The organism is Maribacter litoralis (assembly GCF_902506355.1).
GTDB classification, from domain to species: domain Bacteria; phylum Bacteroidota; class Bacteroidia; order Flavobacteriales; family Flavobacteriaceae; genus Maribacter; species Maribacter litoralis.
Map to the genome: position 1 here is coordinate 1,032,524 of NZ_LR733271.1, position 23,314 is coordinate 1,055,837.

Sequence of the window (23,314 nt, forward strand, 5' to 3'; positions counted from 1 at the left end):
GCCTGTCAAAAATGTTTTGTCGATTGTCAAAACTGCGTTGTCAATATGGCTCAGTTAGAGAGTATGAACGATTGCCCAAATTGTTGCATTCAATGTGTTGACGCTTGTTTAAATACTATAAAATTATTGATAGCAGATAGTCCCTTTATCTCAAAACAGGCAGCACTTTGCGCTGAAATTTGTGAATGGTGTGCAGAACAATGCCAACAACACGAACATGAACACTGCAAAAAATGTGCAGAATCTTGTTTGGCATGTGCCGAAGAATGCAGAAAGCTTGCAGCGTAATCAGTAATTATTAAAACGAAGAACATGGAAAATATAACTATAGATAAAAATCAAGAGCAAAAAACACAACCAGGAAAGGAGTTTAACATGAATCCGGAACCGGTTACCATACGTGACAGCTATAAAGGCAGTGATAAACTTAAAAACAAAGTTGTTTTGCTAACCGGTGGCGATAGTGGCATCGGCAAAAGTATTGCCGTGCATTTTGCCAGAGAGGGCGCGCTAGTAGCCATCATCTATTTGAACGAAGAGAAAGATGCATTACAGACGAAAAATGAAATTGAGAATGAAGGGGGCCAGTGTCTTTTACTACAAGGAGATGTAAAAAATGAACAGTTTTGTAAAGAGGCCATAGATAAAACCATCTCTAATTTTGGTTCTTTAAACTGTGTTATCAATAACGCAGCTATGCAGTTTCCAACGGAACATATTGAAGATATTAAAATAGAAAATCTTCATACTACTTTTGAAACCAACATATACCCTTATTTCTACATTGTAAAGGCTGCCATGAAGCATTTAAAAGCTGGAGACACTATTATCAATACTACGTCTGTTACTGCATATAGAGGTTCAGAACACCTTATTGACTATGCCAGTACTAAAGGTGCCATTGTTTCATTTACCAGAAGCTTATCAAAATCACTTGCAGAGAAGGGTATTCGTGTAAATGCCGTAGCACCCGGACCAATATGGACCCCTTTAATTCCCGCTACTTTCGATGGTGAAAAATTGGAGAATTTTGGAAAGGACGTACCGTTAGGAAGAGCAGGCCAACCTGCAGAGGTTGCACCCGCTTACGTTTATTTAGCAAGTGAAGACAGTAGTTACATGACCGGTCAAGTACTTCATGTAAACGGTGGTGAAGTCATTGGTGGTTAATTAATTTTTTGACGATGAAGGAAGACGATGAGTTTCATTTATTTATGGCTGAAGATGATCTAGAAGATCAACAAATATTTAGAGAGGCAATAGCAAATATTGGTGGTAATTTAAAGGTGACCATGTTCTCTAATGGTATCGATTTAATGGAAGCATTGCATACCAGTAGCGATAGCCCCAATGTTATTATTCTAGATCTCTTTATGCCTAAATTAAATGGAGAGCAGACATTGGCTAAAATTAGAAGCATTGAAGCTTTTGATGATATTCCCGTAGTTATATTCTCCAATGAATATAATATTGACCGTATTTCAAATTTATTTGAAAATGGCGCCAATAGATATCTTCATAAGCCCAATTCTTTTAAAACATTGACTTATGCATTAAAAAGAACAATTGAATCTATTAAAAACAACACTTTGGGCGGTACTGCAATAATAAACTACGTAGAATAACAGTTATTCAATTGCGTTTTGTGCTCTAAAGGTTAATTCAATATTTAGGTATTGAGCTATTTTTAAAATCAATCGCATTATTGCATGGGTATGGCAATAACTACCTTGCTGTTGAAGTTTCACCTATTATTATTAGACTACAAACCAGATAATATTAGCGTACAAATTAATATTTGAACATGAGCAAACCAATTTTAAATGTCTTTCTCGCAGATGATGACAGCGACGACAGAACTTTCTTCTCCGACGCTTTGCGCGAGATACCGATACAGACCAAAATATCGGAGTTTAACAATGGTGTAGATTTAATGGCCGAGTTACTTTCTAATACGGCAGAGCAACCAGATGTTATATTCTTGGATTTAAAAATGCCAATGATGGATGGTTTTGAGTGTTTAGCAGACATAAGAGACCTGGAACAGTATATAAATACACCTGTAATTATATACTCTACTTCTTATCACCCAAAAGAAATAGACAGACTAAATGAAATGGGTGCATCGTTATATTTACAAAAACCGTCTTCGTACAATCAATTAAAAACGCTTTTACACAAATGTCTTCGTTATGTAAATAATGCTGATGGAAATATTATAGACAAAGAATTTGTGATCTCCATTTAAAAGTACCCTACTACTGCTTTTTAACCTCATCTTCTACTGCGCATCCTCAATATCCATTTAGACTAATATAGTAGCTACAAAAAATCGATACATTTTAAAAAGACCCTAATTAGGTCTTTATTCCTTTTATAATATGGGTATATTACCTCATAGTGAGCAACATTAAAAATTACTAAATCGCCATCAATAAAACTAAAAAAGCCAGCTCAATTGAGCTGGCTTCATCTTTTTCATATATTTTTTCTTATGCTGAAATAGACATATTTCTAATGTTCATTAGGTATGTTTTTGGTGTACAGTTGTACTTATTTCTAAATATTTTAGAAAAATAGCTTCTACTGGTAAAGCCTATAGAATATACTATTTCAGAAATATTCATATCAGAAGTCTTAATTAGTTCTTCAGCTAGAATTAAACGTTCATTTCTAATAAAGTTTGTTACCGTAGTACCCTCCATTACTTTAAAACCTTCTTGAAGCTTCGTTGGAGATAGACCATATTCCTTACTTAAATCGGTTACCGTATAGGGGTATTCAGGTTTTCTCTTTATTGCATTTACCGCCTCTTCTATTCTCAGAAGTTCTTTTTTGGTCAACATGGTCGAAACTTGACCTTCGTTCTCCATATCTTCCTTGCAATGTAAAATCTCTAAAGCCAGGGTAAAGTTTACGATACCCTCAATAAGAAGCTTTCTCACCAAACCTACTTGGGTAATAGCTCTAATCTGCAAAAGTTGTTCTTTAATCTTTAAGTTAAATGTACCTATGTGTGCATTTCCATCTTCATTAAGGAACGTAGCGAACAATTGCTCGTATAACTTTTGATTGTTATTGTTTGGTGCATCACCATCTTGAGTTACCTTAATTATAGATAAGTTAGACTTGGTAGCCTCCCTTAATTTTATATTGATCGTTTCATTAGACCCACCTACTACAACAGTTTGTAATGCCTCTACTTTCTGAGACTCCTTACCTTTTGTGAATCTAAAGTTACCTTCTAAACAGTAAATAAAATATAAGCTACGATTTTGATCCAGTTTTAAATCGAAATTGAAATCTTGATTCAAGTCCATATCATATTCGCTGTAAGATATTCCAGATCCTAAAGAAACAGTTTGTATTCTACCGGTTCCTTTATCATTATCATACTGAAGTATACGATCGCCTTGAAAGCTAGAAATACTTCCGCCTAAAACATTATTGAAATAACTTAATTGATTATGAACTATTTGCATGATATATTATTTTGAAGGTTATTATTTAATGCAGCCTCTTGTGCCTCAAAAGCATCTGATGAACCAGGAGTGCTACCTTTTACATTTGACGTTTGGTCATAAGAACTTTTTCGTCTTACGTTACCTACTCTAGCATATTGAAAATTATTCATAGGGACTTGCATTTCTTGTTGTTACAAAGATGCAGCCAATGAAGGGTAAATCTGTTACATGATTTTTAGAAGCTGTTACACAATTTTAAGAAAGAGGGGTTTTATGTAACTAATGGAAGACATTTAGAGCAATGTAGGAAGATAAACGGTAAACTCTGCCCCTTTATTGATTTCACCCTCAGCGTGTATGACTCCATTATGAGATTGCACTATTTTTTTACAAATGGACAGTCCTAAACCCGTACCGGTAAATTCGGTTTTACCATGTAGGCGTTGAAAAATCTCGAAAATTTTCTCTTGATACTTTTTATCAAATCCGATACCATTATCTATAAACTGTAATTTCACATAATTTATGCTTGGTAGCAGACTTTTTACATTGGCATTTTTACCACTAATTATACTGCTGATGATTTTTATATGTGGTTGCACACCTTCATGCACGTACTTTAAGGAATTGCCGATAAGGTTAGAGAATAGTTGTTCCAATTGAAATTGGATACCGTTAACCACTGGTAAGTTTTCTGCATCTATTTTAGCGTCCAATTCACTTATGCGTTCACCAAGGTCATCTAAAATATTATTTAAAACATCATTAAGATCTACACGTTTGGGTTGCTCATTGACCTCATCAATTTTAGAGTACGACAACAGATTACTTATTAAATTGCGCATTCTATCGGATGAGTATTTAATCTTATCCAAATACCCTTGCGAACGTTTATTTAATCGACCCGCTTCTTCTTCATCTAAACGACTAACGAACATTTGAATCTTACGTAAGGGTTCTTGTAAATCGTGACTTGCAACTCTGTTAAAGGCTTCTAAGTCGGCATTGGTTCGCTTTAATTCGGCATTTTTAATTTGAAGTATCGATTCTGATTCTATTTGATTGGTAACATCCCTAATAACGCCAACCATGTACCAATTACCTTCTTTTTGATAACACTCACCAATGGTATTCATATACCTAAGCTCGTTAGACTTGGTATACACCCTAAACACAAGATCAGATTTTGTCTTCAACCTCTTGGCTTCTTTAAAGCTAAATTTTACCTTTTCTATATCATTTGGATGAAGAAAAGACAGCAAACGATCATACTTGCCATCGAACTCATGAGGCTCATAACCGAACAGTCTATAAACATTATCAGAATACTTTATTTGTTCTTTTGCTAAATTCCATCTAAAACTTCCGATATGGGCTACATGTTCTGCTTCAGAAAGTAATCTATTTTGAATGAACAATTCGTTCTCATATCTTTTCTCTTGGGTAACATCTTTCGAGAACAAGATTACGCCCTCATTCATTTTTACGGCACGTGTACTTAACCAATACGGCTCATCATTAAAAACGAATTCTTTGGTATACTCTTTATTTTCGCCAGTATTATAGCATTCTACCAATATTTCCAGTACTCCGTTATCTGCGTTCTTTGGGTAGTATTCCAAAACGGTCATTCCAACTATTTTGCTAGCTTCTTCATTGGTAATTTCATCCATTCGATTATTCATATAGTCTATATGAAAATCAATAATTTCCTCTTGGTCATTAAATATTGGTTTTAAATAGCAAATAATACTGTCATTACTATCTAACACCCTAATACCAAAAAGACTCGAAATCTCCAGTTCGCGCAATCTAGATTTTGCATCACCAAGTGGTAACTTAGATTCTTGATCCTTTATATACTCCTGCTTTATTTCTGTTACCGTGACCAATAAACCTGCATTTAACGAGCTTACCTCAACTTGATGGTCTAAGTTTTCATTCTCCTTTCCAAGAATTATAAAACTCTCCTTTTCATGCGTAGCAAAAACCTTGTTCGCCACAACCAGCAATTGATCACAATTAGCTAGTTGACCTAAGGTTATATTCTTAATATTTTTTATAGAACCAGAAAAAAAGGCATGCGCTTTCTTATTGGCATATTTAACTATGTATTCTTTATTTTTTGAAGAAGGATCAATTTCTTGAACCACAAACAGCATAGCAACGTTGCAATTATCAACAATTTTCTCGAAAAAACTACCTGCTGCGCTGTCTATCATTATTTTATACTTTTACCACCCTAGGGTTAAGGCATTGCGAAGTAAGCGTTTATATTATGATTTGAATAGTGCTAAAACAAAAAAAGTTGCTCCTAACGAAGCAACTTTTTTATATAAAGTACATTGAAAACCTATATTTTCAATAAGAAATTTTCCTTTTTAAAATCGTTTAGGTGATATGCCCAATTCATTTTAACTACCTGTTTCAATGACTTTTTAAGTTCACTAAAACTTGAAGGTTTTTTAATATAAATATTCGCCCCTTTTTCAAAAGTTTCTTCAATATCTCTTTCTGCGGAAGAAGTGGAGTAAATTGCAACCAACAAATCTTTTAGATGTGGTGTGTTTCTAATGGCCTCTAAACACTCAAACCCATTCATAATAGGCATGTTCAAATCTAAAAACACCAAGTCTGGAGTGTTTTTTTCATCACTTAGCAAAAACTCCATACAGCTTTTACCATTTTCCAATTGATGTAAATCTGTATTAAGCTCTATCCCTTCTAACGCATCTGCAAAAAACTGTCTGTCGTCTTCGTCGTCGTCTACTAGGAGTATCTTTAATTTATCCATTTCACTTTTCATGTTTCTAGAGAAGAACCGTTCTTCTTACTTTTTTCTAAACTTCAAGTATTGGGTTATCGTCAAGCCCGTTACTTTTTTAAACTGATTCGATAAATGAGGTACACTGCTAAAATTCAAGTCATGAGCAATTTCGCTTAAACTTGCATTTTCTAAAAGTACTAACTCCTTCACTTTTTCAATGCGCACTAAGATATAAAAATTCTCAATTGAGGTAAATGTTTTACTAGAAAACAGATTTGATAGATATGGATAACTAAAACCCAATTTATTAGAAAGTAATTCTGATATTTTTACATTTCTAATATTACCATCATACACCATCTTCTTTATATAGATCTTTATTTCCTCAACGAGATCCTTATTGTCGTTTGTTTGGATTTTTACTCCAAAGTCTTTAAGCTCTTTTGATATAGACTCAAGCTTTTCATTGCTTAAATCTTCAGGAAGCTTAATAGTACCATCTTTCAAAATTTCAAAATCAACTCCCGCTGCAACCATTGTTCTTCGAAATACTTCACTAACCATTTTTTCAGGGTCGACTATGAAACTATATTCCATTTAAAGACTACAATTAATTTGCAACATTTTAAGATGTAAAAATATTACTTAAATAAAATTTAACATAACAAAATACAATAAATATTGACCACTATTGAGCCATTTTGTCATTTAATTATAATTGTAAGGTAAAGATTTCATTTTTTCGGTGCATTAGTAATGAATAACAGCCCTGCCGTTAAGCTTTTGTATAAATTAATGCGGCATATGCAGGTATGCTCATTTTGCCTGTTAACTGCTTTGCATCTGTCGTTTTATCTTTAATTTCCATATCGGTCACCTCCATATTTGAAAATGCATCATCATAGATATCGCTGGCTGCATTAATTTTTAAGGTAAAAGGTTCTTTCTCGTTTAAACCAATTCCATAATCTTCATATGCTTGATTACTAAAATTAAGAATGACCAATACCGGCTCTGTAGGATCGTTGACATCAAAACGTTTGTATGCTAATATCTTGGTATTATTATTAACGTGCAGAAATTCTATTTGCTGGCTTCTTAAACCTTTACCGCCCAAAATTTCACCTGTTCTTAATTTAATGATATCACTTATTAGCGTTTCAATACCACTATGTTTTTTTTCTTTATTCCAGTCTAAGCCTTCGGTATCTTTAAAATATTCATCTTCAATAAACTCCTGACCTTGAAAAAGCATTGGTATACCTGGCGCAGTTAATGTTAAAACCATCCCTAAAATGGCTCTTTTTTTAGCAAAATCGCTCTCTGCATCTCCGGGTTGTATTTCTTCCGGCACTCTTGCTTTTCCATTTGCCACTTCATCATGAGATTCTGTGTACACTACGCGGCTAAAGGCATCGTTACTGTACATATAACTTAGAGCACCTACAATTTTTTCTAAATCCCTACCGTCATCATGCGTATCTTCAATAACCTCCCTTACTGGATGCACAAAATTCATATCCCATTGAGAACCGTACAATAAACCATTATGTTCAGCAGCATCGGTAACCCGGCTATCTCCCTTAAGATCTTCCGCGATGGTTAACACATGTGGGTACTTCTCCCTAAGCTCCATATTGATGTCTCTCATTAGAATATTCCCTTCTTCAATTTCAGTATCATACCCCATACCGCCACCTTCAAAGCGAATGTAAGAAGTGGCATCCATCCGCAATCCGTCACAATGATATTTTTCTATCCACATAAGCGCATTATCACGCAAATACTGTCGTACTTCTTCCCTACCATAATCGGGTCTGGTATCGCCCCAAGGGGTATCACTTCTATGGTCATTGTAAAAATAAATACCGCCTTTACCATTTTCGCTCCAACCATCAAACTGCCACAAATCAACATCTGACGGACCGAAGTGATTATACACCACATCCATTATTACCGCTATACCTTTTTTATGAGCCAGGTTCACCAGTTTGGCAAATGCTTCGGGACCACCATAATCTTGTTCAATTGCAAATGGATGAGCAGGATTGTACCCCCACGATATACCACCAGCGAATTCAGCAACCGGCAATAATTCAATACAATTAATACCTAAATTTTTTAAGTAATCTAGCTTTTCAATTACATCATCGAAAGTACCAACGGCCTCTGGCGAAGACCTATTAAAAGTACCTACATGCAACTCATATATTACCAATTCATTCCAACTGGGCATTTTAAAATCATCATCATCCCAATCAAAATCTAATGTTCGAATAACGGAATTCCCATTACTATTGGTTACCTCAAAAGCGTAAGGATCATTTCTAGGCAAAAGACTGCCTTCATATTCAATAAAATATTTGTATTCATCACCTGGTGATGCCATATCGGTTACCACAGACCAATAACCATTTTCTTCTAACTCAAGAGGAATTTCACTTTCTGACCAGTTGTTAAAGCTCCCTGCCACAAAGACCTTTTCTGCATTAGGCGCCCATACTCTAAAGGTTACGGTGCCATCACTTACAATAGCACCCATACCTGCCGATTTTGTTATAGTAGTATTCATATGCCAAAAATAGATGGCAATACCCACTAGTGCTAACCTGAAAAGGATATGCTTTAACCCAATAAAATTTATTTAGAATTTTACACGAACACCTCTAACGTACTGGTATTCTAAAGTTTATCGAAAAATCAATCGATATTAAACTTTTAAAAAGTAAGCCTTTTATTTTTCCTTAGGAATAATTACGGTAAATACCGAGCCTTTGTTCAGCTCTCCAGTAGCACTTATAAACCCAGAGTGATTTTTTACGATCTTCTTTACGATTGCCAAACCTATACCGGTACCAACATATTCCTGCTTTGTGTGTAATCGCTGGAAAACCTCAAATATTTTTTTTGAAAAATGCTCTTCAAATCCAATACCGTTATCGGTAATGGTAATTTTCACATATTCTTTTTTATTGATCAAGCTACTATCAAAAGTTTTTGCATTGGTAATTATTTCCGTTTCAATAGTCACTACTGGCGGAACATCGCTTCTGGAATACTTTACGGCATTAGATAAGAGATTATACATCAGTTGACGGAATTGAAAAGGCACCACTTCTAGTTCACGTGATTGTTGCAATGTAATTTTACCGTCTTTCTTCTTAAGCTCTTCACTTAAATCACCTTTAACGTCGTCAACCAAATTTTGTAAATCGATGACCTCAAAAACCCTCTCTTCGGTATCTGTTCTGGAATATGACAACAAATCATTAATAAGCGACTGCATTCTATTGGCCGCCGATTGTATTTTCTCAAACTTTACCTTACCAGAATCTGATAGCTTATCATATTCCTTATCTAACAGAATTTCGGAAAACATTTGAATTTTACGTAGCGGTTCTTGCAGATCATGACTAGATATATAGGCAAAAGATTGCAGCTCTTTATTCATGGCCTCTAGCTTCGTATTACTGTTCGCCAACTCTTTGGTTCGAAGATTTACCTCCTTTTTCATATGATCGGCAAACGATTTCTGCTTATCAATGTTTGTGCCGGTTCCAATAAAACCAACCATTTCGCCCTCTTCAAATTTTGGAACCCCAAGAACTTTAAACCATTCAAATTTTCCAGTAGCGGCATTTTTAACACGATACTCCAATGCAAATTCAGATTGCTTTTCTGCTGCATTTGCAAATCCCGCACTAACGACATCAATATCATCTGCATGTACAACCTGTTTCCAAACTTGACCTGTAAAATCTTCCTCTTTTTGAAAACCTATATAATCTAATAGTGCACGATTGGCATATTCAACATTGATATCCTTATCGGTTATCCAGATCCATACCGGTGATAAATTTGCAAGTTCCCTGAATCTTCTCTCACTTTCCTTCAATCTCCTTTCAGACAATACTGCCTCTGTAGTATCGGTTACAACAACCAAAACCCCAGAAACACCACCATCTTCATTTTTAACGGGACTGTAACTAAACGTCCAATAGACATCTTCAATCCTACCATTTCTATATATGGGAATCAATAAGTTCTCTCGCCAAATAGACTCGCCTTTTTCGGTCACCACCTTGAGCATTGGCTCTATTTCTTCCCAAATTTCAGCCCAAGCCTGTTTACCGTTTAGTCCAAGTATTTTTGGGTGCTTGCCATCATTACCTAGAATTGGTCGATAAGCATCATTATAAAAACTTTTTAATGTCTTTCCCCAAAATAGAAACATTGGGAATGGAGAATTCAATATAATATTAACGGTAGTCCTTAAACTTTGAGGCCAACCATCTGGCTCACCTAATGGTGTCAAAGACCAATCTTTTTCTCGCATTAACCTGCCCATCTCGCCACCATCATCAAGAAAATGGAATTTTTTGTTCATAAGGATCGTAAAGTTGAAGATTCTAAATTAAGGGTTCACAAGCTATTTCTAAACTTTATTTTAAAAAAACTAATTACAATAGTTTATTAAAACCCGTATCTACAAATTAAATAATTATTAGAGAATAGTTTTAACTCAATAAAATAGAATTGCTCTTTAAAAAAATCGCAGTAGTATTTAGAAAAGGAAAGGAATCATTCAATTCTTGTTTATAAACATAAAACTGAATGATTTAAAAAATGCCAATTTTTACTCAAAAACAAGCAAAAACCCTTTAAAATAGTCAAATAAATCATAAAACGCGTTAAATTCTTGCATTTTAACTGAATTTTACTATGTTACTATTTAACCCAAAAGTATTCTATGCGACAATTAAAGATCACAAAACAAATTACGAACCGAGATGCCAAATCGTTAGAAAAATATTTTCAGGAAATCAGCAAGATCGATTTGATCACTGCTGACGAGGAAGTAGAATTGGCACGTAAAATTCGTGAGGGTGATCAAAAGGCATTGGATAAATTGGTAAGTGCGAACCTTAGATTCGTAGTTTCTGCGGCCAAACAATACCAAAATAGAGGACTACGCCTTACCGACCTTATTAACGAAGGAAATCTAGGTCTGGTTAAAGCAGCAAAACGTTTTGACGAAACCAGAGGTTTTAAGTTCATCTCTTACGCCGTTTGGTGGATCCGCCAATCTATTTTACAAGCGCTTTCTAAAAAATCGCGTATGATTCGCATTCCTCAGAACAAAATTGCGGTCAATTCAAAAATCTATCAGGTATATTCAACTTTAGAGCAGGAAAACGAAAGATCACCAAGTGCCGCAGAAATTGCAAAAGAATTGGACATGAGTGTTTCAAAGGTGAAAAATTCCATGAAAAACTCGGGCAAATCAATTTCATTGGATGCCCCTTTTAAAGAAGGTGAATCTTCTAACCTATATAATGTTATAGCGTCTAACACATTAGACAAACCGGATAAGGAAGTTATGGCCGAATCTTTAGAAACCGATATCAACCAAGTATTGAATAAAATTCCTGAAAGACAGGGCGATGTTTTGCGCTTATTTTTTGGTCTTGGTAATCAACCTCCAATGAGTTTGGTTGAAATAGGTGAAGTTTTTGATGTCACTAGAGAGCGAGTACGCCAAATTAAGGATAAAGGCATTAAATCTTTACGCCGGGCATCCAATACCGAGGTATTACGAGCCTATCTATAATCTACAGCTAAAAAAACAGCTAATAAACTCATATACAACCTATTATTAACACCCGTTAAAAATAGTATAACACAAGCTTAACATCGCTAATTTGTAATTGGCGATGCATATGCTATGTTACTATATAAAAAAATTACTACATGAAATTAATCTACATTAAAAGAGAAAGCAATATCAAAGAATTATACCGAACCCGTACGGGACTAATGAAATCGAAAGTCACATCGATCACCAAGTACTTTATGGGAATACCAGTAAAAACAATACATACATACAAACAAATTTATCAAGGGCGTAAGAATAACGCTATTGAGAAAATGCTATTTATATAATTTCAATAACAAATAAATATTATCCATTTTTTAAACTGAATTCATGAAGATATTAGTAATAGGAGCCGGCAACATGGGATTGACTTATGCTGAAGGCATGTCCAAATCAAAATTACTTAAGAAAAGAAACATAATGGTGCTCGACACTTCCGAAGATAAATTGGAAGAGTTACGTGAGAACCCTCAGTTCGATGCTTTTGATGACCTTAAAAATTGTGCTCCACAGGCCGATATCATTTTTATAGCCGTTAAACCATATCATGCAGAAAGTGTGTTCTTAAAACTGAATCCGTTGGTTAAACCTGGCCAGATCGTTATTTCAATAATGGCAGGGGTTACTATGGAAACGATTCAAAACCTAACTGGCCTAACGAAAATAGTACGTGCCATGCCAAATTTACCGGCACAGATCGGTAAAGGGCTAACATCTTTTGTTGCTTCTAATGATGTAACAAGAATTGAACTATTGACAATTGAAAGTTTATTGGATACTACAGGAAAATCCATTCTGGTAAGTGATGAGAATTTTATCGATGCCTCTACAGGTATTTCAGGTAGTGGACCGGCTTATGTATTTTACTTTATGCAAAGTATGATGGAAGCTGCGTTAAAAATGGGCTTTACCCCAAGTGTATCGAAAGTTTTGGTAGCACAGACATTTACAGGAGCAATAGAGCTTTTTAACCAGAACGAGCTTTCGCCAAATTCTTGGATGGACAAAGTAGCTAGCAAAGGTGGCACCACACGTGCAGCATTAGATTCTATGGAAAATAATAATGTAGGAGAATTAATTAAAGAAGCCGCGTTCGCAGCATTTGAACGTGCAGTTGAACTTGGAAAAGAAAAAGTAAATGTATAAACAGAAAATAGTAATAAAGGTAGGCACCAACGTAATGACCAATAAGGACAATCGTATCGTGAGGCCGGTATTACGAAATTTGGTACAGCAAATAGCAGAATTATACGAACAGGATATTTTGACCGTGCTTGTTTCATCGGGTTCCGTTATTGCGGGGCGCGAAGTCTTAGGTGCATCAACTATTGAAAATGACACACAGCGTAGGCAGGTCTATTCCGCCATTGGGCAACCCAGAATGATGCGCTTATACTATAACATTTTTCATGATTATGGTATGAAATGTGCCCAGGTGCTACCTACAAAAAGAGATTTTACACCCGGCGTACACAGACAGAATATGATCAATTGCGTAGAAGGTTTATTGTCTGAAGGGGTTATACCCATTGCAAATGAAGATGATGCCGTGTCGGTTACCATGAGTATGTTCTCAGACAACGATGAGCTCGCTAGTTTAATAGCGCAACTTATTGATGCTGATAAACTTATTATTCTAACCGATATTGACGGATTATATACGGGTAACCCTAACGCAGAGAGTAGTGATCTTATAGCACATGTAAATCCTGAAGAGAATTTAGATAAGTTCATTCAAGATAATAATAAAAAAGCCGGTGAAGGTCGTGGTGGTATGGGATCTAAATTAGATTACGCCCAACAGGCAGCAGCCAAAAACATACCAACATTCATCGCCAACGGTAAAAAAGACCGTACGATAATTGATATTATAGAAGGAAAAAATGTGGGTACAAAAGTAACCCTAGAAGATAAAGCAGAAGCATAATGAAGATAATTTCAACGGAAATAAAAAATAAGGTTTTAAATAGCATGATGCGACTTTTGGATGAAAACCGAAGTAGCATTCTCGATGCGAACAAAAAAGATCTAGACCTCTTTAAAAAGGATGATCAAGCCATGTACGATAGACTTATCGTCACCAATGCCAAAATTGATGGTATGATCGGTTCCATAAAAGAAGTAATGTCTCAAGAAGACCCTGTAGGTAAGACCATTTCTACCCAAAATTTGGAAAACGGATTGGATATCACCAATAAAACAGCTCCTTTTGGTACAATTATGATCATTTATGAATCAAGACCCGATGTAACAATTGAGGCTGCGGTTCTTGCTTTTAAAGCGAACAATAAAATTCTTTTAAAAGGCGGTAAAGAGGCATTGCATAGCAATACCGTTCTTGTTGATCTTTGGCACAAAGCTCTTGAAGAAAATGGACTATCAAAAGAGTACATTCAGCAATTGACCATGAATAGAGAAGAAACGCAGGACTTCTTAAGAAATCCTACCGAAAAACTCGATTTAATTGTACCTAGAGGTGGTGAACGACTGATCAATTTTGTAAAGGAACATGCTAAATGTGCCGTTCTCGTTAGTGGTAGAGGTAACAACTTCTTGTTCGTAGACAAGGAAGCAGATTGGGAGAAAAGCGTAAAGGTCATCATGAATGCAAAAACCGAAAAAATATCGGCATGTAATGCATTGGATAAAATATTGATCAATTCCAATATTGAAAACTACGAACAGAAATTGACAGATATTTATCAGCTTTTAAATGCGAAAGGGGTAGAAACTTTGGTAGATGCCGATGTAAATAATATTCTAAAAGACGCCCAGCAAATAAAAGATGACGCTATTTGGAAAGAAGAGTTCCTTGCCATGAAATGTTGCTTAGGCTCGGTTGAATCTCTCGATGAAGCAGTCGAAAAAATAAACGATAATTCTGGAGGGCATTCAGCTACCATAATGACGTCTAATAAAGATACCGCCATACAATTTATGGAAGAGGTGGACTGTGCCGCAGTATATCAAAATGCATCTACGCGATTTACCGATGGTGGTCAAATGGGGGTTGGTGCAGAACTTGCAATTAGCACAGATAAGCTTCATCACCGCGGACCATTAGGTCTTAAACAATTGGTAACCAATAAATATTATATATTTGGTAACGGACAAATTCGAGAATAACAAATTAAGCTCCCCCAAAAAGTGAAATAATGTTCGAAACAATTGAAAATATAGACGGTGCATTGGTCTACCATGGCAATATGCACAACCGCATCTATTTCTCTGAAGCAAAAAATGTTAACTTAGATAATCTGCTTCAAAAAATGAAAGACCTAGCCAAAAAAAAGCGTTATGAGAAAATTCTTGGCAAGGCATCTGAAAAAGGCCTGAACGTTTTAAAGTCACAAGGTTTTATAGTGGAAGCCAAAATTCCTGGTCTTTACAATGGTAGCGTAGATGGGTATTTTCTCGCAGATTATACGAATGAAAAACGTTATGCTAATGATGAAAAAATCATGAAAACCATTGCAACGGTAAAGACGATTGCAGAAGCTGCCAATAAACCCAATACCGATTCACATTTTCTGATGCCCGAAAATTTAGATATTAAAGAGCTTTCTTCTGCAGATTTTCCTTTGCTTGAAGAGTTACACCAAAAGGCTTATAAATATCACCCACATCAAATTAAAGATGCTGCATATTTTTCTAAATTGAAAAATTTGAACCATCGGTTTTATGGGCTTTTTCAGAATGGAGAATTATTGGTATCGGCAATTCTAGCGGTAAATTCCAGCGAATCTAATGTTGAAATTGTTGATTTTGTTACACATCCGAATTATAGAGGACAGAACCTGTCTTATTTTTTGGTGCAGGACATTAAAAACAAAATGGATAAATTGGGCTGTAAAACCATTTATACAATGGTGAGGTCTACTTCATACGGGCTCAATATTACATTCAGTAAACATGGTTTTATATTGGCAGGAACCCTAATCAATAACTGTATAGTTAGAGATGCCATGGAAAGCATGAATGTTTGGTACTTTAAAAATGACCGATAACAACTATTTTCTTAGTGTATTGGCACTTTAGATTACTATAACATACTTCATATTTAAAAGTGTTGGTTTTGTACTCATCATTGTACAAAATCAACACTTTTTATGTATTGTCTCACTTTATGACAATAATCCTTTGTTTGTATTCAATTTTGTGCTTTATTTGAAAAACCATATAGATTTTTATCAATTTCACTTATGAAAGGCTCAAAAAATACGAATTACATTCCCAACCTTTCATATGATTGTGTAATTTTTGGTTTCAATGGCAAGACACTTAAAATTCTAATTCTTGAATACCACAACACTGGTTTGTTTGCCCTCCCAGGCGGATTTATCAAAAAAAATCAAAGCCTAAAAGACGCAGTCAACAAAGGTGTAGAAGACCGCACAGGATTAACGAATGTTTTCATGGATCAATTTCAAATCTTCGGAAAACTAGATAGGTCCGACCCTGCTGCTACGCGTCGTATTTTAGAAGGGAATAATGAAGATCTAGAGAAAAATGAATGGATGATGGAGCGCTTTTTGACCGTTGGCCATTACGCACTGATCAATTATGAAGAGGTAGATCCAAAACCAGACCATCTTTCAGACAGCATTGGCTGGTACGACATTGATAATGTACCTCAATTAATGATGGATCATAATGAAATTGTGGAAAAAGCACTAGAAGTACTTCGTAACAACATTAGCGAGAAACTAATAGGAATGAATTTGTTGCCTCCAAAATTTACAATGAAACAATTACAACAGGTCTTTGAAGCCATATTAGACCAAAAGTTAAGACGCACAAGCTTTCAACGAAAAATGCTGTCCATGGACATTCTAGAGCGACATGAAAAGCTTTTTGAAGGTAAGGCTCACAAAGCTCCATACCTCTATAGCTTTAAACAATAACAACTAACATTTCAATTAATACAACAACAATGAAAATTTCAACTAACAACTTTTTTAAATGTTCCGTAATTGCCCTTTTTATGCTGGGGACGGTTACTACCTACGCCCAAAAGAAATTTGGCGGATTGGCACTATACACCGTTAGAGACGATATGGGTTCCAATGCCAAGGCAACCTTACAAGCTGTATCTGATGCCGGCTACAAGAATATTGAAGCGGCAGGTTATGAAGTTGGCAAGTATTATGGTATGACTCCGGCTGATTTCAAGGGTTTATTAAAATCCTTAAAACTAAAGCCAATTAGCACGCATCAAAGTGCCGTTACCCTAGATAATGCTGACAAAATGATGGCAGATGCCAAGGCGGCAGGCTTCAAATATTTTGTAGTTCCTATACCACCAATGGGCATGTTTACTTTTAACCAAGAGAATATGACCATGGGCATGACAGGTACCGTAGAAGACTTAGCTGATATTTTAACTACCCTAGGTGAGAAAGCTAATAAAGCAGGATTGAAATTATTGTACCACAATCACGATTTTGAATTCAAAAAGAATGCAGAAGGTATAGTACCGATCGACTACTTATTAGAAAATGTTGACCCCAAATTGTTAAACTTTCAAATGGATCTTTACTGGGTAACGAAAGCAGGTGCCAACCCAATTGCCTACTTCAACAAATACCCAGGTCGTTTTAAAATATGGCATGTTAAGGATATGGATGAACAAGGAAGATTTGCACCTGTAGGGCAAGGTTCTATCGGTTTCGAAAACATCCTCGATAACAAAGAACTTTCTGGCATGAAATACTATATGGTAGAACAAGACATGACTTTCGACGGACTAAAACCGTTAGAAGCTATCAAAATAAGTCACAACGGACTCAAAGAAATAGGGTTCAAATAATAAGTTTAAATACCAAACAACGGAGATTGCCCCAAAGAAATAATTTTCTTTGGGGCTTTCTTTTTTATGGAACTTTATACCAATCATGAATAGCGCAAAAAGAAAGACCAACCAACAAAAACCTCCCCTCTTGGGAGGGGATCAAAGGGGTGGGTGCTACGGTGATGAAAATCACATTTAAAATGCTTCCCCTGGACAAACAACTTATAATACACGTAAGAACATTTTAATTATATTAGACGAAATCATTATTTTGAAAACAGAACACTCAGTACTTAATATATTCGCAATCAATAACGTAAACCTCCCCTCTCGGGAGGGGATTGAGGGGTGGGTGCTACGATGAGAAAAATAATACCATACCACCCATATTTAGTAGAACTGGCTAAAAAGCTAAGGAATAATATGACCTTAGGTGAAATTGCTCTGTGGCGGGAGATTAAAGGCAAAAAGTTAGGTCGGAAATTTAGCAGACAAATTCCTATTGACCAATATATAGTAGACTTTTATTGCAAAGATCTTCAACTCGCCATTGAAGTAGATGGAAGTATTCACTTTAAAGAAGGGCATCAAGAAAAAGATAGAATAAGGCAAGAACGTTTAGAATCTTTAGGTGTACATATGCTCAGGTTTTCAGATACTGATGTTAAGAATAATCTATCTAGTGTATTAGAAGAAATTAAAGGATATATTGAAGAATTAGAACAAGGAAGAACCCACCCCTAGCCCCTCCGAGGAGGGGAATAGTTTGTGACTTGAAACAAACTTTTTAAGATAAAACGGACGAAGTAACTCTTATAAAAACGCAACCCAAAAGCAACCAACAAACCCGCAAACAAAACGAAAACCTCCCCTCTTGGGAGGGGACAAAAGGGGTGGGTGAATACTAACGCCGTTCTCACATATTCTAAAAATACTTCTCAAAATCAAATAGCTCACTTAAAAGATGCAGCAATATTTACCAAAACTTCGTTCGCTAGTGTTAAACTGTCTCCGCCAATACCAAAATCTTGTCTATTAATTTCAAAATCCGCTGATATAAGTATTCTATTTAAGTCACGCTCCATAGTTAATGGAATATGTATTTCCCGTTCTACATTTTTTATAATCAATTTAAACACCGTATCTAAAGACTTTCCTTTTTGGGCTTCACAGTAAAGCAATTCCAACGAGATTTCTGGATACTGTTCTATATCGAAATAATCATCATTTATAAGGTGTTCATCCCTAAGGGAAATCCCTGTGTGTATAGAAGCTACTTTTAACTTTCCGTTCAGTTTTTTGATTCTACATTTCGATTGTTGTAATTCCATTTCTGCCTTTACCTCATCAAAATATCCGTTTACCCAAAATCCTGCATTCTTAACCTTAAAATTTACAGTGGCTTGTTCTAGCACCAGTTTTTGTGCAATAACGGTACCACTACATAGAACAATAAATATCAATGTAAAATAGCAGCTTTTCATAGACTGTTGACGTAGGCAATTAATGCTTGTTTATTTTCGGTAGAAAGTTCTAACCCAAATGGATGGCCTTCAACTTTTTGACTTGTATTATAAGTTGCGTTATACCCTGTACGTTCAAAATCATCCTGTAAACGCTCTTTGCTCAGCAGTTCTTCTAAACTGGTAATACTACCATCATGTAGCAAGGCCTGCCTATTCCAAACACCAATTAAAGATGGCACCTTGTAAAACCCTGTACCTCGCCTGGTACTCATTGCCAATTGCGGATCGGTACCTACAGATATATCAAAAATATCAAGCTTGCTTTTATATGATTTAGGAAACGTAAAACCATCTACCGGCAATAACATATTATTGGAAAAATATGGCGGAGCGTGGCAAGTAACACAACCTTCTTCAGCAAAAATACGCTGCCCTTTGTTCACCAGTTCTTCGGGTTGCGAAATAGGACTTTTAGGTGCGTTCAAACTATAAATATACTTGGCAAGGGCATACAACTGTGCGTCGGAATATCGCCTACCCGCCTGCATCGGATTTTCTTGCTCATTGGGCCAAGGGCGCAGCATGTTGTATTTATTGTACTTGCTCATAAAATCGGTTTCTTCGTTAAATGTGGCATACAACATTAGATCTTCGATCGATCTATGGCGCATGAGCCCCGTATGATCCAAGTACTTCCTATCCTGTAAATTATATAGATCTGGTATACTGGCCGGTGTTCCAATATTTGTACCATGCCTATGTACTACACCGCTAGAGGCTCTATCAATATTCTCTATAAAATCTTCGGGAGACATATCCATTAATCTTTGCTGTGCCACAGATTTGATCCACGGTGCTCCAAATAGAAACATTTTATCTCCTAAGAGTCCCTGCATAATTTGTTCTTGCGGAACATTATGACTTCGAGCATTATCTAATAAACCTCTTAAATCTTCCGCATAATCGGGATCGAAAGGAAAATTGCCTTGTGCGCCTTTAATTATAGAACTATCGGGCATTACTTTAGTATGGCACATAACGCAAGAACGCCCTGTTATTAGTAACACCCCTTTTTCCGGAACTACCAATTTATAAAATGGAATAATACCGTCTTTACCAACTGGTAACTTTTCTTTATCGTGCAATAAAGTCAACCTTGTTAGAAAAGCGGAGTCTAAAGGGCGTAGCGATAAGCTATAATCAAAAACCAATTCTCCCGCTTTTACCCAATCTTCATTAGAGGTCAATTCATCTTCATTGAATACTACTTCTGGCTCTAATTGTGATAAGCTCTCATAATATCCCTCAGGTTCTCTTCCTGGTAGATATACAGGGTAAGATTTATATATTTCTTGGGTTGCCAGTTTTTCATACTGATCTTCTGGCACGTAGTTTATTCTGATTGTACTATCTGCCAACGGCACATACACTCCTTCAAGATATTTTTTAATGTACGGTTTTGGAATATCGATAGTAACGGTCATAAAACCAAACAAGGTTGTTAGTGCTATACAAGTCAGAAGCACCCGATATAATGTTCTCATAATGTGATGGTTGAACTATTAATTTACGATTCATAGTAAAATTTTTAAATCAAAATTTTATGTATCGTTAAGAAAACATTGCAGATGGTAGAAAAAGCCAATTTTTCGGTAAAGTAATTTGTTCAAGAATCGGGTGAGGAAGGTTTTATTCAAAATTCTAACTCAAAAGGACCCACCCCTAGCCCCTCCAAGGAGGGGAATAGTTTGTGACTATTATTAGACCTTTTAGATAAAACAGACGAAGTAGCTCTTATAAAAACACAACTCCCAAAGCAACCAACAAACCCACAAACAAAACGAAAACCTCCCCTCTCGGGAGGGGACCAAAGGGGTGGGTACTACGGGTGATTAAGATTACATTGAACATTCTAACTCAAAAGGACCCACCCCTAGCTCCTCCGAGGAGGGGAACAGTTTGTGACTATTATTAGACCTTTTAGGCAAAACAGACGAAGTAACTCTTTTAAAAACGCAACTCCCCAACCAGCAACAAACCCGCAAACAATAACCAAAACCTCCCCTCTTGGGAGGGGACCAAAGGGGTGGGTGCTACGGTGCACTAATTCTCAACTACAAAACGACCCCACACCATGGTTACCAACCCATTATTTTTCTGACAGTTTTACGGAAACCCGTAAGAAAATATACCATAACTTCTTTATATTGCAGTACCAAGCAAAGTACACTCCCCTACTACTTTAGTAAAACAATTTTAATAAATAACTACACATCTTAATATTTACGTATATGTGTAATTGTTTATATATACAATTGTTGTGCCCAATATCCAGAAACTTATATCCAATGTTTGAAAACTTAGAAGAATATTATGATTTTTTAGAAGAGGACAACAGTCTGATTAGGAGTTATGGTATATCTAATAAGTTAAATTCCATTATAGAAAAAACTCAGGATGTGACTGAAAAAAAAATACTGTCATACGAGATGTTTTTCAATGATTTGAATTTTGAAAAAGGCAAATTAATTCCAAAATATTCGATAGGAGAAAAATCATATCCAGAATTGTCATTATTTGACGACAACTTTGAGTACATAAAATCTCGAGCAACTTCGAAGGACATTGCAAATCCTCGAAACAAAGCTAAATACAATCACATTATTTGGGAAAGCCCTGAGAAACATATTGACTATGCAAAAAGGGCTATTGATAATTATTTTACATTTCTAAAAAATATTAGTTTACCCAAAGATGATAATTTAACTAATCGAGGTTTCACATTAAACTATGAAAACTTATTCATTTTAAGTGAAACTATAAACTATAAGAAGAAAGAGATAATTGAATTTTTTATAAGTCATTTGAACAAAGATGAATTAAACGGATATCAAAAATATTCTATTATGGACTTTATCCTTTCAAAAGGAAAAAAAGTGATTAAAAAATATGTAGAAGATTTCTTTAACTATTCAAAATCTGTAATTGATAATACTTTATATCCGGACTTTTCAAAAGAGTATTTAAACTTGTTAATTCTAATTTGCTCAAAACAAGGTGTTTCCGCTAAGGAATATCAGAATAAACTTGGTGACTTTCATATTATAGATTCTGAAAAACACGAAGAGAGTTTTGCTGTACACGATTACTATCTTAAAGCATTAAAACAATATCAAAAGGCAGGTAATAAAGAAAAAATAGAGGAAGTAACTTTATTAATTGAAAAAGCTAAGGACAACCTCAATTTTAAATCTATTAAGTCTGAACATTCAAGTCCTGAATTACAAAAATGGTGGGATAATCTAAAAGCATATACAACAGAACTTGCAGACAAGGGAGAAAGCAAAGAAATTTATGAATATCTAATATTAGCTAATATATTCCCAAAAGCAGATGTGCTTGACAAAAAAGTCAAATCTGTTATGATGGATTTAGTTAGTACAATGAACTTTGATATTAATCGAAATGTTAGTGGTTCTGAAAGTAGTGGAATAAATGAATACAACATTCATATTCAAAATTTTTCCTTGCGTCATTTATGGTTAATATTCACTAAAGGTTTAAAAAATCAAAAGATTGGTTTTGAATCGTTGAAAGACTACTTTAAAAGTCATACTTGGTATGGAGAAGATATTATCAGTACTAATGCTGATGGGATAAAAGAAACATTCAATTGGCTTGACCTTTTAATGCCTTCATTTGCAAGTTATTTTACGCAATCAGAAATTGATTTAAAAGAAAATAAAAATAGTGTAACTGGTTACATTTTATCAATTGACTCGTTAGTTTTAAAATTTGAAGGTGTTCTAAGGTCATTTTCCAGAAATATTGGAGCGCAAACAATTGATATTAAAGAAAATGGTACTCAAGAAAGAATTTCATTTGAGAAGCTTCTTGAAAATGACAAAATTAAAGATATAATACCAGAGGATGATATTGCTTTTTTTAAATTTATATTCACTTCAGAAGGCATGAATTTGAGAAATAATATTGCTCATTGTTTTTACAAACCTAAAAATTATTCAGCTGCTGTGATGTGGTTATTAACTTGTGCCTTTTTAAAACTTGGGAATTATAAATTTAATAGAATTGAAAAATAATACTGAGAATCAAACTTAAGACGTGTATAAAACATAGCTAGTAATTGCTAAATCGAGAGGTTTGTGCTTA

23 protein-coding genes are annotated in these 23,314 nt (G+C 35.2%); 14 read left to right on the top strand and 9 right to left on the bottom strand.

Annotation, left to right across the window (positions count from 1 at the left end; translation table 11 throughout):
• Nucleotides 1-45 precede the first annotated feature (45 nt).
• The 4 genes from EXIGUO8A_RS04250 (at nt 46) to EXIGUO8A_RS04265 (ending at nt 2,248) form a co-directional block, all read left to right on the top strand.
• Nucleotides 46-288 (top strand): four-helix bundle copper-binding protein, encoded by a 243-nt coding sequence (locus EXIGUO8A_RS04250; RefSeq protein WP_236564430.1) that lies wholly within the window; start codon nt 46-48, stop codon nt 286-288.
• 24 nt (nt 289-312) lie between these two features.
• Nucleotides 313-1,170, top strand: coding sequence for an SDR family oxidoreductase (locus EXIGUO8A_RS04255; protein WP_159302055.1), 858 nt, complete (start codon nt 313-315; stop codon nt 1,168-1,170).
• A gap of 14 nt (nt 1,171-1,184) precedes the next feature.
• Entirely contained in the window at nt 1,185-1,625 is a 441-nt protein-coding gene (locus tag EXIGUO8A_RS04260; protein ID WP_159302056.1) for a response regulator, read from the top strand.
• 179 nt (nt 1,626-1,804) lie between these two features.
• Nucleotides 1,805-2,248, top strand: coding sequence for a response regulator (locus EXIGUO8A_RS04265; protein ID WP_116771047.1), 444 nt, complete (start codon nt 1,805-1,807; stop codon nt 2,246-2,248).
• 244 nt (nt 2,249-2,492) lie between these two features.
• On the opposite strand, the gene EXIGUO8A_RS04270 is transcribed toward EXIGUO8A_RS04265, so the two are convergent.
• The 7 genes from EXIGUO8A_RS04270 to EXIGUO8A_RS04300 form a co-directional block, all read right to left on the bottom strand.
• The gene (locus EXIGUO8A_RS04270) at nt 2,493-3,482 is read right to left on the bottom strand and encodes a helix-turn-helix transcriptional regulator (RefSeq protein ID WP_159302057.1); all 990 of its coding nucleotides are present in this window, start codon (nt 3,480-3,482) and stop codon (nt 2,493-2,495) included.
• On the bottom strand, nt 3,473-3,634 hold the full coding sequence (locus tag EXIGUO8A_RS04275) for a hypothetical protein (RefSeq protein WP_159302058.1): 162 nt from the start codon (nt 3,632-3,634) through the stop codon (nt 3,473-3,475). Before EXIGUO8A_RS04275 ends, EXIGUO8A_RS04270 begins: the two co-directional genes overlap by 10 nt.
• A 123-nt stretch (nt 3,635-3,757) precedes the next feature.
• Nucleotides 3,758-5,686 carry a PAS domain-containing sensor histidine kinase gene (locus EXIGUO8A_RS04280; RefSeq protein ID WP_159302059.1) on the bottom strand — a complete coding sequence of 643 codons (1,929 nt, stop codon included), beginning with the start codon at nt 5,684-5,686 and terminating at the stop codon, nt 3,758-3,760.
• A gap of 131 nt (nt 5,687-5,817) precedes the next feature.
• Nucleotides 5,818-6,270 carry a response regulator gene (locus EXIGUO8A_RS04285; RefSeq protein WP_236564431.1) on the bottom strand — a complete coding sequence of 151 codons (453 nt, stop codon included), beginning with the start codon at nt 6,268-6,270 and terminating at the stop codon, nt 5,818-5,820.
• Between the two features lie 24 nt (nt 6,271-6,294).
• Nucleotides 6,295-6,828: a helix-turn-helix domain-containing protein gene (locus tag EXIGUO8A_RS04290; protein WP_159302060.1), complete on the bottom strand. Its 534-nt coding sequence runs from the start codon at nt 6,826-6,828 to the stop codon at nt 6,295-6,297.
• A gap of 178 nt (nt 6,829-7,006) precedes the next feature.
• Nucleotides 7,007-8,803 carry an alpha-amylase family glycosyl hydrolase gene (locus tag EXIGUO8A_RS04295; protein ID WP_159302061.1) on the bottom strand — a complete coding sequence of 599 codons (1,797 nt, stop codon included), beginning with the start codon at nt 8,801-8,803 and terminating at the stop codon, nt 7,007-7,009.
• Nucleotides 8,804-8,965: 162 nt separating this feature from the next.
• Nucleotides 8,966-10,618 (bottom strand): sensor histidine kinase, encoded by a 1,653-nt coding sequence (locus EXIGUO8A_RS04300; protein WP_159302062.1) that lies wholly within the window; start codon nt 10,616-10,618, stop codon nt 8,966-8,968.
• Nucleotides 10,619-10,981: 363 nt separating this feature from the next.
• Here EXIGUO8A_RS04300 and EXIGUO8A_RS04305 point away from each other — a divergent pair, with 363 nt between their 5' ends.
• The 9 genes from EXIGUO8A_RS04305 to EXIGUO8A_RS04345 all read left to right on the top strand — a co-directional run bounded on the left by EXIGUO8A_RS04305 (nt 10,982) and on the right by EXIGUO8A_RS04345 (nt 18,422).
• Nucleotides 10,982-11,842, top strand: a complete 861-nt coding sequence (locus tag EXIGUO8A_RS04305) for a sigma-70 family RNA polymerase sigma factor (protein ID WP_116771052.1) — start codon at nt 10,982-10,984, stop codon at nt 11,840-11,842.
• 140 nt (nt 11,843-11,982) lie between these two features.
• On the top strand, nt 11,983-12,174 hold the full coding sequence (locus tag EXIGUO8A_RS04310; RefSeq protein ID WP_159302063.1) for a hypothetical protein: 192 nt from the start codon (nt 11,983-11,985) through the stop codon (nt 12,172-12,174).
• Between the two features lie 43 nt (nt 12,175-12,217).
• Nucleotides 12,218-13,033: a pyrroline-5-carboxylate reductase gene (gene proC, locus EXIGUO8A_RS04315; RefSeq protein WP_116771054.1), complete on the top strand. Its 816-nt coding sequence runs from the start codon at nt 12,218-12,220 to the stop codon at nt 13,031-13,033.
• Nucleotides 13,026-13,814 (top strand): glutamate 5-kinase, encoded by a 789-nt coding sequence (gene proB / locus EXIGUO8A_RS04320; protein ID WP_116771055.1) that lies wholly within the window; start codon nt 13,026-13,028, stop codon nt 13,812-13,814. The genes proC and proB overlap by 8 nt, the downstream gene beginning before the upstream one ends.
• Nucleotides 13,814-15,013, top strand: coding sequence for a glutamate-5-semialdehyde dehydrogenase (locus tag EXIGUO8A_RS04325; RefSeq protein ID WP_159302064.1), 1,200 nt, complete (start codon nt 13,814-13,816; stop codon nt 15,011-15,013). The genes proB and EXIGUO8A_RS04325 overlap by 1 nt, the downstream gene beginning before the upstream one ends.
• 29 nt (nt 15,014-15,042) lie before the next feature.
• Nucleotides 15,043-15,894, top strand: a complete 852-nt coding sequence (ablB, locus tag EXIGUO8A_RS04330) for a putative beta-lysine N-acetyltransferase (protein WP_159302065.1) — start codon at nt 15,043-15,045, stop codon at nt 15,892-15,894.
• Between the two features lie 195 nt (nt 15,895-16,089).
• Nucleotides 16,090-16,791 carry an NUDIX hydrolase gene (locus EXIGUO8A_RS04335; protein WP_159302066.1) on the top strand — a complete coding sequence of 234 codons (702 nt, stop codon included), beginning with the start codon at nt 16,090-16,092 and terminating at the stop codon, nt 16,789-16,791.
• A gap of 29 nt (nt 16,792-16,820) precedes the next feature.
• Nucleotides 16,821-17,696, top strand: coding sequence for a sugar phosphate isomerase/epimerase family protein (locus EXIGUO8A_RS04340; RefSeq protein ID WP_159302067.1), 876 nt, complete (start codon nt 16,821-16,823; stop codon nt 17,694-17,696).
• Between the two features lie 342 nt (nt 17,697-18,038).
• Nucleotides 18,039-18,422: an endonuclease domain-containing protein gene (locus EXIGUO8A_RS04345; protein WP_159302068.1), complete on the top strand. Its 384-nt coding sequence runs from the start codon at nt 18,039-18,041 to the stop codon at nt 18,420-18,422.
• 209 nt (nt 18,423-18,631) lie between these two features.
• Here the strand turns inward: EXIGUO8A_RS04345 and EXIGUO8A_RS04350 are convergent, their stop codons facing one another.
• Both EXIGUO8A_RS04350 and EXIGUO8A_RS04355 read right to left on the bottom strand, forming a co-directional pair.
• Nucleotides 18,632-19,162, bottom strand: coding sequence for a YceI family protein (locus EXIGUO8A_RS04350; RefSeq protein WP_159302069.1), 531 nt, complete (start codon nt 19,160-19,162; stop codon nt 18,632-18,634).
• Nucleotides 19,159-20,688 carry a hypothetical protein gene (locus EXIGUO8A_RS04355; RefSeq protein ID WP_159302070.1) on the bottom strand — a complete coding sequence of 510 codons (1,530 nt, stop codon included), beginning with the start codon at nt 20,686-20,688 and terminating at the stop codon, nt 19,159-19,161. The genes EXIGUO8A_RS04350 and EXIGUO8A_RS04355 overlap by 4 nt, the downstream gene beginning before the upstream one ends.
• Nucleotides 20,689-21,492: 804 nt before the next feature.
• Between EXIGUO8A_RS04355 and EXIGUO8A_RS04360 the strand changes: the two genes are divergently transcribed.
• A complete protein-coding gene (locus tag EXIGUO8A_RS04360; protein WP_159302071.1) occupies nt 21,493-23,244 on the top strand; it encodes a DUF4209 domain-containing protein in 1,752 nt (583 codons plus the stop codon).
• The last annotated feature ends 70 nt before the right edge of the window (nt 23,245-23,314 follow it).